Below are 14,882 nucleotides of genomic sequence, written 5' to 3' on the forward strand. Positions count from 1 at the left end.
TAAGAACAAATAGAGAACCCGGCTTCAGCGCCCGATGAACTCCTCTAAGGACCTTCCGGTGATTCTCTTCACTCCCCGCCAGTCCAAAGCCCCCTCACACAGGCAAATCGCACCATCGAATTCCTGCTCAAACGTTAACTCGCGGGCATCCGCCGCCAGAAATGCTGCCGGCAGCTTCTCCTTCGCAGCCTCCCGATTCGCGTGCCTGATAAATTCCGCAGAAATATCCACGCCTACTGTTCTAATTCCATGCCGGGCCAACTCCAGACTATGCCGCCCCGGACCACAGCCAATATCCAGGATGCGGGTACCCTGCCGCAGATTCATTAACTCCATTAAAAAGTCTGCTTCCTGCGTCGTTCCCTGGGCGAAACCGTATTTCAAATACTGCTCCCGCATGAAATCTCCGATGGCTTCATAATAATCCCCACTGTACTCAAAGTCTGCTTGCGTATTCTTCAAAAGCTATCCCTCCGTATCTGTTGTGCCTACACGGAAGTGGATTGGCGTGACAGCTTAACCCCTTCCGTGTCCCGAATGACAACGTTCAGCCTGTCAGCGCTTCTATTCATAAGTTCACTCGCTTTCCTTATTATGTAACTTCAGGGTAGACAATCGGAGCCGGGGAGTCAAAAGAAAGAACCGTTATACTCATTCTGTACGGTTAACTTAACGAATCTCCCGGACCTTCAACCCCGCTGAAGCATCCAGCATAACCTCACAGACATCTGTTTTAATCGTTAGCGGATGCGGATAAGCTTCCTCCTGGTCAGACATGAACCAGACCCGGCCTTGCTTCACAGCAATAATCAGCCCGTGCTCGTCACCTGCGGCGGCGAACTGGCTACTGTAATCCCGCCAAGGAACGATCCCTACCCGGGATAACTTGAGCAGTGCCTCCTCTGCATCGGCTACAGGCAGACCGATCTCACTTACACATAACAGGCTGGCCGGAGAAAAAACTTCATTGGTGGAATTGTTCAGATTGTGCCGGGCAATCAGCTCTACAATATTACCTGCCGGATCATAGAAATAGATGGAATCGGCATTCCAGGACTCAAAGTGAACGACTTTCTGGCCCTCATTAGGAATGACAGATACCTTCGGAATAACCCACCTCAACGCTTCCTCTATCTGGTTCTCAGGGATGTTGAACGCAAAATGATATTTCGGCTGTCTGCCTGGGTCAGACTCTTTGAAGGTTAGAGTGGAATCACCCACTTGTACACTGAAGGACGCCGGATGTTCCCGGACTACTGTCAGCCCAATAGTATTCTCATAAAAGTCTTTCATTCCTTTCAAGGAATGGGTCTGCATTTCTACTTCTCTTATCATTTCGGATCACCTCTGTTTGTGGCATAACAGCCAGATCTTTGCTTCCATGGTATCCATGCAGAGAATTGAAGTCAAACCCGCATCTGCAACTTCTGCACAGCAACCGCGTCCATAATAATATGGAAAATCTATCTATTCTCTGAAAACAATAGGACAATTGAACACAACAGGAGGTTTATGTATGCGCTTTATGGCAGCAATTGTGCTGGCGGCGGCTCTGCTCTCAGGGTGTCAGGGAGCAGACAAGGAAGCTGTGAACAGCTCCTCTTCATCCCCGTTCACAGCTTCCCCGGCCCCTTCCTCACAGACTGAAGTATCACCCACAGCTACTTCAGCCACACCTTCCGCTCCAGCACCTTCAAGCGAGGAGGAGCCGCTGCTCTATATTGAGCAATTGAGAATTATCGGCGGAGGCGGACAAGTGATACAGGTGAAGTCGAACAGCGATATCGATAAACAATCATTGGAGCAAGCATTGAAAAATAGTCTGCAGACCAGTGATCCCGAAGCAGAATTCCGCTACACACTGGAATGGGAGTCCCCGCGGTTTGTGCAAATCCGCCTGCATCTGGATGAGAGCAGCGCCTGGTCCGGGACATTCAATCTGGATGAAGCCCTCACCGCAGACGGGCGCAAGTATGCCAGCACCGAGCAGCCGTACCGTAACACGGTTGTCGTCAGGGCCCAAGCTGGTCAAGGCAGCCTGCTATTCCAGGGCATCACCTCTGGCACCCGGCGCGTAGTACCTGCCTGGAACACGGGCTGGATCAAGTCCGTTCAGACTACCGAATCCTCCGCTCCCTCCTATCTGTTCTACGGGCAGGAGAAGCATCAATTGGTGCAAGCCCTGAAGGGCGAGGCGCTGGAGATTCCGGCTTGGCCCCAGGAGAAGGATGCCTACGGTAATGACTACGGTTACCATGAGATGTATTCTGACCGCTTCTATTCGGGCTTCACTTATATGATCTCAGGCAATAAAACGCTGTATCGGGTAGACCTGAAGAACTTCACCCGCGAGAAGCTTCATGTGTTCGACAAGCCAGTCTACGGCATGTCCTCCTCACCTGACGGTAAGCGTATCGCTGTATTAACCGCACACGACGAGTTCATTGGCCCTGCGGCAGACTTGACGGTGCTGGATCAGAAGGGGAAAATACTGCATTCCAAGGAGAATGCCTCCTTCATCTCCCACAGTGACGGCTTCCTGTTCGTATATTCTCTGACTTGGGGGGATGATTCGCATCTGCTTCTTCCCGCAGACAGAGGTGAGGAGAACCCTCTCGGCCAAATCCGCTACAATACCGGGAACGGAGACTCTTCGGTTATGCAGGATGAGCGCATCACGGACCAAGTAAAACAGGATATTTCGGAGCATGAGCGGCAGCTGCGAAGTGACTTTCTCTTCACTGAACTCCACTGGTCACTGGACAACCGATTCGCAGCCTTCAAATCCGGCACAGGCGCCATTCAGGTCTACGACACACAAGAGCGGACCTTCACCTTCGTCTCCGCAGGCACACTGCTGGACTGGATGCCGGATGGAACGCTGGCCTGGGCGGATGCCGGGGATCATGTGTATACTTTTTAACTATACTTCTCCCCAAAAAATCTCAGTTTCATATTCGAAGGGAACCACACCGTGTTGATTATGCCTGTCAAATATATTTTGCAGCTCTGTCATCATCGGCTTGTAATTCGGATGCCCCGGAACAGGGCTATAGGAGGAGGATAACAGCCGGCCGCTCAGACCCGCGAAATCGAACTCCTGAGTCATTTCAAACTGGCTTTTATGCATCGTATTCTCTTTGAAAAAAGAGCGAAGTATCGCCGGAGAAATGTTTTTATGATTCACTTGTTCATAGTCGGTTCCGTAGGTGCGAAGCAGTTGATCGTACTCTTCACGAAATGAAGTACCCTGTGTAAGCCGGGAATTCCATAGGAGTATGACTTTCCCGCCAGGCTGTAGTATTCTGCGGAACTCCGTTTGCGCGGCTGCTTGGTCAAACCAGTGAAATGCCTGAGCACAGACAATAAAATCAACCGACCGATCCGGTAACCCGGTAGCTTCCGCCGACCCTGATCTGCTCTGAAAATTCGGATTGCTGTGGAGCCTTTGCTCTGCGGCTTCACGCATAGCCTTATTGGGCTCGACCGCGATTACATTGCTGCCGCGTTCCAGAAGCAGCTTGGACAGGCTCCCTGTGCCTGAACCGATATCTGCTATTTTACTGTTCAGGCGCAGACCAATATAGTCGTACAAATAATCAATAGCCTCTTGCGGATAGCTCGGGCGGTACTTCAAATAGGAATCGACCCGGTTCGAAAACCTTTCACCACTGTTCATCGCTGTTCACTCTCCTATTTTGTATTTTTCGGAAACCCGTATACGAATAGTATCACACCAATTAACGTAAGAATGGGCACAAAGATATTATCAAAGAAGCCGGCGATATGGATTTTAGGCTGTACATCGTACATTTGCGCTTGGTATAACGCAGAAATTTCATGAACGCGGGCGATCATAGTCCCTACACGTTCGATCGTGTAGATTAACCCGGCAGCAATCAGAAAGGCCGCCCCTAGTTTTCGGTATAAGTTGTTGCCCATGGAATATTATGCCTCCTCTACTCTTGTGGAATGATTTAGTTACGGTTTCACCACTCCGCCCGGAAGCTCGGAAGCCGGCGGCCAGACGATGGTGCCGCTGCGGTTCATGTACCCTCTGATTTCCTCGCGTGTATCCGGAACCAGCATGGTGATTTCCGCCAACTCGCCGTTGAACGAATGAGCCCAATAGAGCTGCGGCTTGACCACGAAGCGGCCGGAGGTATTAATATAGCCGAACCTCTGTCCCGGGCTGGCCGGAGCCAGACCGCCCTTGAACAAGCCTCCGGCCGTAAAGCCCTGAATGACTTTGGCGCCCTTCTTATTAATATAGAAGGTAACTCCATTGCGCTCGACGAACGCCAATCCTTCCGAGAACGGCTGGGCCATGCTGAACTGCGGTTTGATCAGGTAGTTGCCCTTTTTGTCGATGTAGCCGTACTTCCCGTTCACATAGACCACTGCCGCCCCATTGGAGAACGGAGTGGCGTAATCATACCGTGGTGTAATGAGCAGCTTACCCTTGGTGTCGATATAGCCGCATTTGCCGCCAACGGCAAGCGTAACGGCTGCCATCCCTTCGGAGAAATCAGACGTAAAGCTATACCGGTACGGAACGATAAGCTCGCCCTTGGTGTTAATGTATCCTGAGGCTTTGCCCATGTTGACCCGGGCCAGGCCTTCAGAGAAATTAAATGCCCGGACGTAGATTGGCTGTATGGCTACCTTGCCTTGGCTGTCGATATACCCGTAACGGGTCGCCGTGGCCCCGCCAGCGAGTTGAACCTTCGCTGTATACAGCGCACGGTCATTGTACAGAATACCGGCGTCTCTCAGCTTATATTCGAACAGCTTTTTGCCGGCGGAGCTGAAATAATATTGCTTTTTGGCCGCGTGGTCCTCGACATATACTGTTCCTCCGGGCATTCCTGAATATCCGCATCCGTCGTATACCGCTTCGATAACAACCTTGCCTTTGCCGTTGATGAAGCCGTATTTCCCGTTCACTTCAACCGGATATAATTGATCGGCTGTCTTGGCCTGCACAGTACCAGCTCCGGCAGCCTGGGCCTTGTCCTGCGATTGCGATGGACCCGCTACACTTGCACTGAACACCATCGTCGTCATTAGTAGGGTAAAAGCCAGCTTTTTAAACACCTGTGGTTCACTCTCCTCAGAGGCTATTTTCCATTCTTTATGTATAGACGGCGATTGTACCGGTTTTGTTGTGCAATATTTGGAAGAAAAAAATAGGGCTGTCCCAAGCAGCCTCTCATGGCTACCGGGACAACCCTTTTGTAATTACAATCAGCGAACCTCGCCTCTGGAAGCAATCAGCTTCTGATACCAGTAAAAGCTCATCTTGCGGATACGGCGCAGCTCCTTCAGGTCGAACTCTTCGCGGTCAACATAGATGAAGCCGTAGCGTTTGCTGGAGCCCTGATGGGTGCTGACCAGATCGATGGCAGACCAAGGACAGAAGCCGAACACCTCTACCCCATCGGTAAGTGCAAGCTGAATTTGCTCGATATGCTTGCGGAAGAATTCAATCCGGTACGCATCATTTACCGTTCCGTCTTCCTCCAGCTTGTCGAATGCGCCCAGCCCGTTCTCTGTAACAATCAACGGAAGGTGGTAACGGGAATAAATCTGGCGCAGTGTTGTTCTGAAGCCCACCGGATCAATCTCCCAGCCAAACTCTGTGGTCTGGAGGTTAGGGTTCACTGATCCCCGGTACGCTCCCGGCTCGCCGACGATTTCGTGCTGATCGCCTGTGTGGGAGAAGTCGTTGCCGTCATTTTTACTCTCGCCTACGGTCTGGGAAGTATAGTAATTGAAGGCAATGAAGTCCGGGTGGCCTTGCCGGAGGATATCCATATCCCCTTCCTCGATCTTCGGCTCATAGCCCTTCTCCACCAAATAACTCCAGGCAATATGGTTATACCGTCCGTAGACCGCCATATCCAAATAGAGCCAATTGCGGATCGCTGCATAGTTATCTGCGGCCAGCATATCCTCTGGCTTGGAGCTTGCCGGATAGATGACACCGATGTTGGGAGCAGGACCAATCTTCGCATCTGGCAGCATCTGATGGCATAGCACCATAGCCTTCGCCTGCGCAACGAGCATATGGTGGTTCTGCTGGTAGAGCTCTTTTTGCGGATCGGTCATGTTCTCATTCAGGGTTCCGATCGATCCCGGGTGCAGAATCAGCATATTCTGTTCGTTGATGGTCAGCCACCACTTCACACGGTCCCCATAGTTCTCGAACAGCGTCTTGGCATATTGTTCAAAAGCATCGATCGTCGCCCGGCTGGACCACCCTCCCCGCTCTTCCAGCCCGTAAGGCAGGTCGAAATGGTACATGGTAACGATAGGCTCAATACCGTATTTAAGCAGCTCATCAATTAAATTGCTGTAGAATTCAAGCCCCTTCGGATTAACGGCTCCGTCTCCTTGCGGGTAGATCCGGCTCCAGGCGATGGAGAAGCGGTACGCTTTGAAGCCCATTTCCGCCATCAGGGCAACATCCTCTTTGTACATATGGTAGTGGTCACTGGCAACCTTGAAGTCCGTGACCCCTTCCACGTGGTTGGCCAGGTCAATGACAGAAGGCCCTTTGCCGTCCTCATCCCAGGCACCCTCCAGCTGATAAGCTGAAGTGGACCCGCCCCACAAGAAATTCTCTGGAAAAGCGTGAAGTTGTTTGTGCAGCATACCTTATTCCTCCTCTGTCTTCGATTAACCCACTAATGTCAAAATCACTTCGTTCTGCTCAATCTGCTGCTGGTCTGTCTCAAAAACTTCAACCTCTTTGGGTGTTAAAGTGACGATAACCGGCGTAATGGTCTGATACCCGGCTGCCCGGATCTGCTCCAGATCGAACCGGATTAGCAGATCGCCCTGGCTCACCCGGTCGCCTTCCTTGACCATTGGTGTGAAATGCTTGCCTTTTAGCCCGACGGTATTAATGCCGATGTGAATCAGCAGCTCAGTTCCGGCGGCGGACGTGATGCCAATGGCATGGCCTGTCGGGAAGATCGAGGTTACGGTCCCGTCTACAGGAGCAACCGCCTCTCCAATCACCGGATCAATCGCCAGCCCTTTGCCCATCGCTCCGGTAGAGAAGGCCTCATCGGGAACGGTACTGAGCGGGAAGGCTGTGCCCGTAAGCGGGCTGAAGATCAGTTCCTTTTTCAAGTCCACCACTGGTGTTACCAGGTTGTCCGGCTGAATGGGTTCTATAACTGCATCCGGAGCGGAAGCTTCAATCTTCCCCTTACTCTCATATCCGAACAGCCAGGTCAGCAGCAGCCCTGTCCCCATGGACACAACCATCGAGACAATGAAGATCGACATCGGCTGCTCCACCGGAATCGAGAAAATATTATGAAACACATACGCCGTATACAGCACACCGAAGTGTCCGTTAATCGCGCCGCCGAGCGCCCCGGCAATAATGACGATCGGAATCACCCGCTTGTAGCGGAGAATCAGGCCGTACACAATCGGCTCACTGACCCCGGCCAGCAGTCCGGTAATCCCGGAAGAGGCGGCGATACTCCGCAGGTTCCGGTCTTTCTTGGCCCGCAGGAAGATCCCGAAGGCTACCCCGATCTGGGCGAATACCGCTGCTGAAGCCATGGCTTCAATCGGGTCACCGCCGTTCGCAATATTTTGCAGCGTGATGGGAGTGAAGCCCCAGTGAAGTCCGAACACAACCATGAAGGTCATGCCCCCGCCAAGCACGATCCCCGACAGGATGCCGCTTACGCCAATCAGCCAGGTCACGCCGGAAGCGATCCAGTCGCCGACACTTGTACCGAATGGACCGAAGGCAATCACCGACAGCGGAACCATAATCATCAGCGAGAGCATCGGCACCATGAAGATCTGCAGGTCCTTGTGGATAATCTTCTTAAGCAGCTTATCCAGCAAGGCGTAGATGCTAATCGCAATGAAGATCGGGAAGACGCTGGAGGCATAACTGACCATGACCACCGGAATTCCCAAGAAGGAATGACCGCCATCTCCCTCCAGCATCGCCGTAAAGTTCGGTTCCATTAGCGCCGCCCCTATTGCTCCTGCTACGTAAGGGTTCGCTTTTAACTTGATGCCCAGGGTAATTCCCAGGAAGATCGGCAGGAAGTAGAACACGGCATTACCGGCCGCAGACAGAATCTTGTAGGCATCGCCTGAATCGGACATCCAGCCCAGCAGCGTAAGCACTGTCAGCAGCGCCTTAAGCATCCCCGATCCGGCCATTACAGGAATCAGCGGCGAGAAGCTCCCGGAGATAACCTCGAACACCTTTGATACCGCCGAAGTCTTCTGGCCGGAATTCTGATTATCGGTGGATGTGTTAGACAGGAAGCTGGTATTTTTGACAATTTCGGCGTACACATTCGCTACATTGCTTCCCACGACAACCTGGAATTGCCCCCCGCTCTCCACCACGGTAATGACGCCCGGATGCTTCTCCAGCGTCTCCCGCTCGGCCTTCTTGTTATCCTTGAGGCTGAATCTCAGCCGGGTGGCACAATGGACAAGATCGTTGATATTCTGCTCCCCGCCGACGAGACGGATGATGTCTTCTGACATTTTTTTGTTATCCATGCTGATTCTCCTTTGCTATACTGCCAAAAATGGGCATAAAAAAAACCTAAACGAAAGTTGTAGATCACACCGGTGTGATCCACATCTCGTTTAGGTATCGCCTGCTTCAGCAGTAACAATCCTTAGATTTAAGTTGTGACTCCAATATAGCGGATTAGGTAATCGTTTGCAAGCCCTTTCTTGCTTCCTTTTTAATCCAACGGGTTCATATCTCTTGAAGTAACCCGCTGAATATGAATCGTCAGATACACCTTCTCGTCGATGGACATGGCGTTCCCGTAGGTCTCTTCCAGGTAATGATTAATCTTATTCGTACATGCAAAAGCCTGCGGAAATTTCACCTTAATCTGGTCGTACAGGAAATTGTCGCCGGATGCGGACCGCTCCTGTTCCCCGCTGATCATACGCTGGAGGAAATACTGGAGATGAGTGAGGAACCGGGAGTAGTTGAACGAATTCTCGTTAAGCTTGACCTGATATTCGTCCGCCAGAATACCAAAGATATCGCTCATCGCCTTGGTCACCTCGACCGTCCGCTGCATCTCCTGCCCATCCTGACGGGCATTCACGAAGTGCATCGCAATGAAGCTCGCCTCATCCTGATCCATCTCGATGTCAAAGTGCTTGTGGATCAGACTCAGCGCGTGTACGCCAATAGCGAACTCCTTGGGGTAGAACCGCTTGATCTGCCAGAACAGCGCGTTCTTCAGATTCATCGACTTCCGGTAGCGGGCAATCGCAAAATGAATATGGTCAATTAACGTGATATATATATTGTCATTGAAGATGTCGCCCATATCGGCCTTGGCATAGGCAATAATCTCATCGGCCAGCGAGAAATATTCAGCCGAGGTCTCACCGATCAGATCAATCAATTTGCGGGGTACCTTCTCGGGCTTCAGCATGAAGGTCTTCTCAATCCGTTCCTCTTCGACCCGCTGGCCCGGCTTCTTCTTAAAGCCTAACCCGTTCCCAATGACAACGTATTCATGTCCGACCTGATCTTCAGCCCGAATGACATTGTTATTGAAAATCTGCCGGATAATCATGGTGCTTCACCTCTTCTGTATGCTCCCTGAAAATATATCCTAAGATAACACAGTGGTGTTAGAAAAGACAAGAGGCGGGGGCTTATGTTCATTTGGAACGTATTGGTACTACAATGGTAGCTACGAATTGAACCAATAGAATCAGAAAAAATACGTTCCAAATGCTCGGAATGGATGCCATTGCCAAGTAGAATGAATAGGGTGCCAGCCAGATCCAAGAAATGGCCATGAACACGCGAAGACCAAGCCAGATTGAAATGGTCATGAAGGCTGAAGGTACTATGAGCATGAGAAGCACAATCACTTGTGTGCTGCTGGATGCCGCCTGATCACTGTATGGGTTAGCAAACAGAAACAGAAAACTTAGTCCAATGCCCAGCAGGGATAAGAAAAAGGCTGACCACTTTATCCCAGGACTCAAATGCCTCACCCCTTTTGTTTACTGAGGATAATAATCAGAGAATCCCGAAATCAGAACTCTAGAACCCTTAGTGACGCTGTCCACCTTCCAAGTTCCGTTCGCGAATATTAGCGAGACTGTCCGATCCTCTGCATATTGATCTTCACCTGTAAGACCATTCGCTACTATTACAGATTGTGAAATTGTGGCAGAATTCTTACTGGTATAAATAGGTGAAGTGACAGGCGTTTCATAAGTACCCGCTGTTTTCAATCCTTTGTTCTGAGTAATAGACTTAATTAATTTATCCGTAAAGTACGGTTTAAAGGTTGAATTTACACTCTTAATTGAAGATACATTTGAGGCTTGATTTAATTTATCAGATAGAAGTTTCAAACGTGCTTCAGAAATTTTATTCTTTTCCGGAATTTGAATAGACGGGGTCTCCATATGAACAACCAATCCTTTGTTGCCCATTGTTACTGTAGCTTGTTTAGACAGTTGGTTCCACATTACCGTTGCCCCTAACGACTGACTAACAAAACGAAGAGGAACATAAGTGGTTCCATTGATGACTTGTGTAGCAGTATCCAAATCGACATATTTCTGTGCTGGTGTATCTGGAGCTTCACTTGAGGGAGCAGATTCAATAATCACACGTTTGAAATTTGCTGCAAGCCATATCGTCGAATTCCCGGTTTTGATTTTAACAACTTTATCTGTTTGAAACCATTCCACGCTTGCGTCAAGATTTTCGGAGACAGCACGTAAGGGGATTAAGACTCGGCCGTTGTTTATTTGACCATTGTTAATCGTTGTAGATGTTTGTGCCTCTGCCGCATAACTAGACCCAGGTGTTAAAGGTAGCATAAGAAATGCTGATGAAATCAATGCGATTGTCCATTTTTTTATCATAATATTTCCTCCTCTTAAATAATTCACCACAAAACACTCTCACGCATCTGATTTCTCTATGCAAATAGAATTCAGTCAAACAAAAACTCCCCATACAGCAACAGGCTTTATTATCTCACCTGTCTACCATATGGGGAGCACATCAGTGCAGAAACACTGTCATCTTATGTTGCGGATTAGCCTTTACTATGCAGAGTAATCAGGTAACCGTCCGGATCAGCAAAGGTAAAGGTACGTCCGAAGGGGCCGTCGATGGGTTCGGATGTAATTTTCACGCCTGCTGCTGCGAGTTTATCGTGAATGTCTTGCGCATCTGGAGCATAGAGCCATAGCGCAACACCAAGTCCAGGCTGAGTCCCCTTACTGAGTTCGACTCCCGGCAGGAGGTCACGAAGTGCAAATGCAATAGGCTTGGTGTCAAAAACCACCGCATGAGGCGGGCCCGCCTGTGAACGGATGAGTCCAAGATAGTGTTGATAAAATTCAGCAGAGCCTTCAAGATCGCTCACCTGAAGTGAGATGAAATCGGGTCCAATGACTGACATAATATAGCCTCCTAATATTCGCGTTTGTAGGTTAATATAGTCTTCATTATACCCACCCTTCCTGACAACGTTATGTCAGTAGCGTTCTATCTGTGCTCCCGGCTTGGTTCAGCCTTGTCTCCTCCAGACGCCTCCTGCACAAGCGGTAAATCCGCATCCGGTGTAAAAGGACGTATGCTTGGTATCGTAGGTCAGGGTTACAATCTCCAACCCGACATGCTCCGCTTCCTGAAGTAATCTCTTTACCAGGGCTTGCCCCAATCCCTTCCTCTGAAATTCAGGATGCACGAGGATGTCCTCCATATAGCCATGCTGCAAGCCCATTCCAGCAACATAACCGAACGCTATTAGCTGCTGGCTTTGTTCATCCCTCACGCCTGCCCAGAAGTTGCAGCGCTCGAATACAGCAGGGTAATCCGCCTGCCTGCCCTCCCACCCCACGAGTTCCCTTAACACTGGTACTTCATGCGGTTCGATCAGGAGATTGATGATGATCTCAAGGTTCATGGGCGGCTCCTTTTACGCAATTTCTGAAACGCCGAATACTCCTTATTGCACTTAATGAAACTTAGTATTGCCTCTGCGCATTCTGCCGGAGTCTGCTCTTCCGTGTTCACTTCAAGGTCATATTCATCAAAACAATACACGATGTCGAACTGGGCATCCGCCAGTCCAATCTGCCGGTCCCCTCTGGCCTGCTCTCTTCGGATGAGCTCTTCCCGGGAGCATAGGACGCCAACAAATAACGTAGTCCGGCCGGCAAAATGATCCAAAAACTCATTAAATCTCTTGTCGTTGTCGAATACGGTATCCACGATGACATTGAATCCCATTTCCGCTAACAGCTTAATCGTTGAATAGAACACGGAGCAGATGGAATCATCCAGGATATCCGAGACCACCTGATGGTCGATTTCGCGTACTGGCTCATCCGGGAATTTATGATTAATGAAATCATTGTAATTCATGAAAAAATCATCAATCGAAACATGATAAAACGGAATCTCTTTCTGCTTTACAACCTCAGCCGAGATGGACGTCTTCCCGGAGCTTGAGGTTCCATTTAGAACAAGCAACATACCTTTATTCAATTCTTCCCCTCCTTTTCACCCATTATAAACCATAGGCGATAGAGGGAGGAACTCTCCGCTGGATCAGTTAAACCCGCCGTTGACGCGAATCGTCTGCCCCGTGATCCAGCGGGCTTTGTCACTGACGAGCAGGTCGATCACATTGGCAATATCCTCCGGCTCCCCAAGCCGTCCAAAAGCATTCATCCGCCGGAAGGAATCCACCAGCTCCTCGGATTTCCCGTTCAGGAATAACTCCGTCGATACCTGCCCGGGTGCTACGCAATTCACGACGATATCCTTCACCCCGAATTCCTTCGCTAACTGGCGGGTTAACTGCTCGACTGCCCCTTTGGTTGCGGCGTATACGCTATAGGTCGGCAGCATCGCGCCCGATACAGAGGTCGAGAAGTTGATAATCGTTCCGCCCCGCTCCATATGCTTCATCGCTTGCTGGCAAGCGAAATACGTACCTTTTACATTTACTGCAAAGTGCCGGTCGAACATCTCCTCCGTTACATCTGCGATAGGCACACAGTCCATAATTCCGGCATTATTCACCACAATATCGACACGCCCGAATTGCCCGATTGTCTCCGAGAAAAGCGCTTCGACCTCACTGACCTTACTTACGTCACCTTGAACGGCTACCGCTTCCCCGCCGGACTCCTTAATGATTTGCACGACCTCGTCCGCTTTTCCACGATTAGATGAATAATTAACAGCTACTTTAATCCCTGATCCAGCCAATTGAATGGCGATTTGTCTTCCGATCCCCCGTGATGCACCTGTGACGATGGCTACTTTTCCGTTCTGACTCATTAGGACCACTCTCCTTAAGTTTGCTTAGGCCGGATGATGATCTGTTGGCCTTATGAATTCATTGTAAATCAAGCGAAGAACATCCCGTTATAACAGACCTGTTCACTTCTTGCCTATTTCTCTTCAACTCGTTATGATTAACAACAAACCCCGTGAATACGGAAAAAGGAGGCTTTCAACTTGGACGATTCATTGCGGACCGGGCCACTTTTACAGCAATTGGCTGCGCTGATCCTTCGCCATGCTCCATCGGCAGGCACCCGCCAGACGCTCATTCCTTCCTTGCAGTTGATGCACGCCACAGATGCAGCCGAACCGCTGGAGTCTGTCTATAAGCCATCGATCTGCGTGGTTGCCCAAGGAGCCAAAGCAGCCACCCTGTCGGGTGAGACATTTCATTACGATCCGTCAACGTACCTGGTGACCTCTGTCGAGCTGCCAATTAACGGGAGAATTACCGGGGCTACGTCTGAGCATCCTTTTCTGGGCATCAAGCTAAGCTTCGACCCAGGCACTATCCTCGAAATTGTAAAAGAAATGGCAGACTCCCCCCTTGCTCCGGGTGAAACCTCCCTTGGCATAACGGTTGCCCGCACCTCTGAGCCCTTACTTGAAGCCATCGTACGGCTTATCCAGTTGCTCGACGCGCCTCAGGATATTGCCATTCTGTCCCCGCTCGTGATCCGCGAAATTCTCTATCGCGTTCTTCAAAGTGACCAAGGCGCACACCTGCATCAATTCGCCATCATCGGCAGCCATGCGCACCGGATTGCTGAGGCCATCCAAGTGATCACTAAGCAGTACGATCGATCCCTTGTCGTTGAACAACTGGCTGAGTCTGTAAATATGAGCACCTCCGCCTTCCACAAGCACTTCAAGCGTGTCACCGCCATGAGCCCGCTGCAATACCAGAAGGTCATCCGCTTGCAGGAAGCCCGCCGCCTCATGCTGACCGAATCGCTCCAAGCCTCCGATGCCGCCTTCCGTGTAGGCTATGAGAGCCCCTCCCAATTCAGCCGCGAATACGCCCGCCAGTATGGGAGACCGCCGGTGGCCGATGTTCAGGGGCTGCTGGGCTCAGCGAAATAGCGAAGTGGCAAGTGAAATTATCGGGCTGCAGACGATATTTTTGCCCGCTATGGACAAACAAAAGCAGACATTACGTTCTTCGTGTCGTGGATTTGAATAAACACTCTCCATCTTTTCTTCGAAAATGGCTGATAAAAGAGCCGTTCCAGTTCTTCGAACTGTGCTTCATTCAGATGTAAAAAGAGCGCATGTTTTGCGATTTTGGCGGCAGGCTGGGAAGAAGTTTTCCGTCCTCCGGCCTTTCGTTTGATAGGGATATGAAATTGCAGCAGGTCCTCTAGCTGATCCCAGCCTTCCCAACTCAGCCGGCCTCCGCGTTTCCAGTCAATGGCATAGAGGACATAATAGGCGTGTACTCCTGATTGTTTGGCGGCAATAATCCAGGTGGAAGGAATAAACTTGTCCCGTTGTCTTCGATTCATTGAATTACACCCCT

General features: G+C 50.3%; 16 protein-coding genes. 2 read left to right on the forward strand and 14 right to left on the reverse strand.

Features of this window, described 5'->3' with window-relative positions:
• Positions 1 to 24: 24 nt before the first annotated feature.
• Both NSS83_RS15150 and NSS83_RS15155 read right to left on the reverse strand, forming a co-directional pair.
• Positions 25 to 462, reverse strand: a complete 438-nt coding sequence (locus NSS83_RS15150) for a class I SAM-dependent methyltransferase (RefSeq protein WP_341348539.1) — start codon at positions 460 to 462, stop codon at positions 25 to 27.
• A 207-nt stretch (positions 463 to 669) separates the two neighbouring features.
• Complete coding sequence (locus NSS83_RS15155) at positions 670 to 1,335, reverse strand: glyoxalase/bleomycin resistance/dioxygenase family protein (protein WP_341348540.1); 666 nt, start codon at positions 1,333 to 1,335, stop codon at positions 670 to 672.
• A gap of 181 nt (positions 1,336 to 1,516) precedes the next feature.
• On the opposite strand from NSS83_RS15155, the gene NSS83_RS15160 reads away from it, so the two are divergent.
• Positions 1,517 to 2,923 (forward strand): hypothetical protein, encoded by a 1,407-nt coding sequence (locus tag NSS83_RS15160; protein ID WP_341183809.1) that lies wholly within the window; start codon positions 1,517 to 1,519, stop codon positions 2,921 to 2,923.
• On the opposite strand, the gene NSS83_RS15165 is transcribed toward NSS83_RS15160, so the two are convergent.
• The 11 genes from NSS83_RS15165 to NSS83_RS15215 all read right to left on the reverse strand — a co-directional run bounded on the left by NSS83_RS15165 (position 2,924) and on the right by NSS83_RS15215 (position 13,357).
• Entirely contained in the window at positions 2,924 to 3,679 is a 756-nt protein-coding gene (locus NSS83_RS15165) for a class I SAM-dependent methyltransferase (RefSeq protein ID WP_341348541.1), read from the reverse strand.
• A gap of 14 nt (positions 3,680 to 3,693) precedes the next feature.
• Positions 3,694 to 3,942 (reverse strand): hypothetical protein, encoded by a 249-nt coding sequence (locus NSS83_RS15170; protein ID WP_341348542.1) that lies wholly within the window; start codon positions 3,940 to 3,942, stop codon positions 3,694 to 3,696.
• 39 nt (positions 3,943 to 3,981) lie between these two features.
• Positions 3,982 to 5,097, reverse strand: a complete 1,116-nt coding sequence (locus NSS83_RS15175) for a WG repeat-containing protein (RefSeq protein WP_341348543.1) — start codon at positions 5,095 to 5,097, stop codon at positions 3,982 to 3,984.
• 150 nt (positions 5,098 to 5,247) lie between these two features.
• The gene (locus tag NSS83_RS15180) at positions 5,248 to 6,657 is read right to left on the reverse strand and encodes a glycoside hydrolase family 1 protein (protein ID WP_341183803.1); all 1,410 of its coding nucleotides are present in this window, start codon (positions 6,655 to 6,657) and stop codon (positions 5,248 to 5,250) included.
• 24 nt (positions 6,658 to 6,681) lie between these two features.
• Entirely contained in the window at positions 6,682 to 8,556 is a 1,875-nt protein-coding gene (locus tag NSS83_RS15185; RefSeq protein ID WP_341348544.1) for a beta-glucoside-specific PTS transporter subunit IIABC, read from the reverse strand.
• A 191-nt stretch (positions 8,557 to 8,747) separates the two neighbouring features.
• A complete protein-coding gene (locus tag NSS83_RS15190) occupies positions 8,748 to 9,605 on the reverse strand; it encodes a PRD domain-containing protein (protein ID WP_341348545.1) in 858 nt (285 codons plus the stop codon).
• A gap of 439 nt (positions 9,606 to 10,044) precedes the next feature.
• Entirely contained in the window at positions 10,045 to 10,920 is an 876-nt protein-coding gene (locus NSS83_RS15195; RefSeq protein ID WP_341183800.1) for a stalk domain-containing protein, read from the reverse strand.
• Between the two features lie 176 nt (positions 10,921 to 11,096).
• Positions 11,097 to 11,465 (reverse strand): VOC family protein, encoded by a 369-nt coding sequence (locus NSS83_RS15200; protein ID WP_341348546.1) that lies wholly within the window; start codon positions 11,463 to 11,465, stop codon positions 11,097 to 11,099.
• A gap of 108 nt (positions 11,466 to 11,573) precedes the next feature.
• Entirely contained in the window at positions 11,574 to 11,972 is a 399-nt protein-coding gene (locus tag NSS83_RS15205; protein ID WP_341183798.1) for a GNAT family N-acetyltransferase, read from the reverse strand.
• Positions 11,969 to 12,556 carry an AAA family ATPase gene (locus tag NSS83_RS15210; RefSeq protein WP_341348547.1) on the reverse strand — a complete coding sequence of 196 codons (588 nt, stop codon included), beginning with the start codon at positions 12,554 to 12,556 and terminating at the stop codon, positions 11,969 to 11,971. Before NSS83_RS15210 ends, NSS83_RS15205 begins: the two co-directional genes overlap by 4 nt.
• A 63-nt stretch (positions 12,557 to 12,619) precedes the next feature.
• Positions 12,620 to 13,357, reverse strand: coding sequence for an SDR family oxidoreductase (locus tag NSS83_RS15215; protein ID WP_341183795.1), 738 nt, complete (start codon positions 13,355 to 13,357; stop codon positions 12,620 to 12,622).
• 180 nt (positions 13,358 to 13,537) lie between these two features.
• Between NSS83_RS15215 and NSS83_RS15220 the strand changes: the two genes are divergently transcribed.
• A complete protein-coding gene (locus NSS83_RS15220) occupies positions 13,538 to 14,446 on the forward strand; it encodes an AraC family transcriptional regulator (protein ID WP_341183794.1) in 909 nt (302 codons plus the stop codon).
• 47 nt (positions 14,447 to 14,493) lie between these two features.
• Here NSS83_RS15220 and NSS83_RS15225 read toward each other — a convergent pair whose 3' ends face one another.
• On the reverse strand, positions 14,494 to 14,868 hold the full coding sequence (locus NSS83_RS15225) for a hypothetical protein (RefSeq protein ID WP_341183793.1): 375 nt from the start codon (positions 14,866 to 14,868) through the stop codon (positions 14,494 to 14,496).
• Positions 14,869 to 14,882 lie beyond the last annotated feature (14 nt).

Source organism: Paenibacillus sp. FSL H3-0469 (assembly GCF_038051945.1).
GTDB lineage: Bacteria > Bacillota > Bacilli > Paenibacillales > Paenibacillaceae > Paenibacillus_AQ.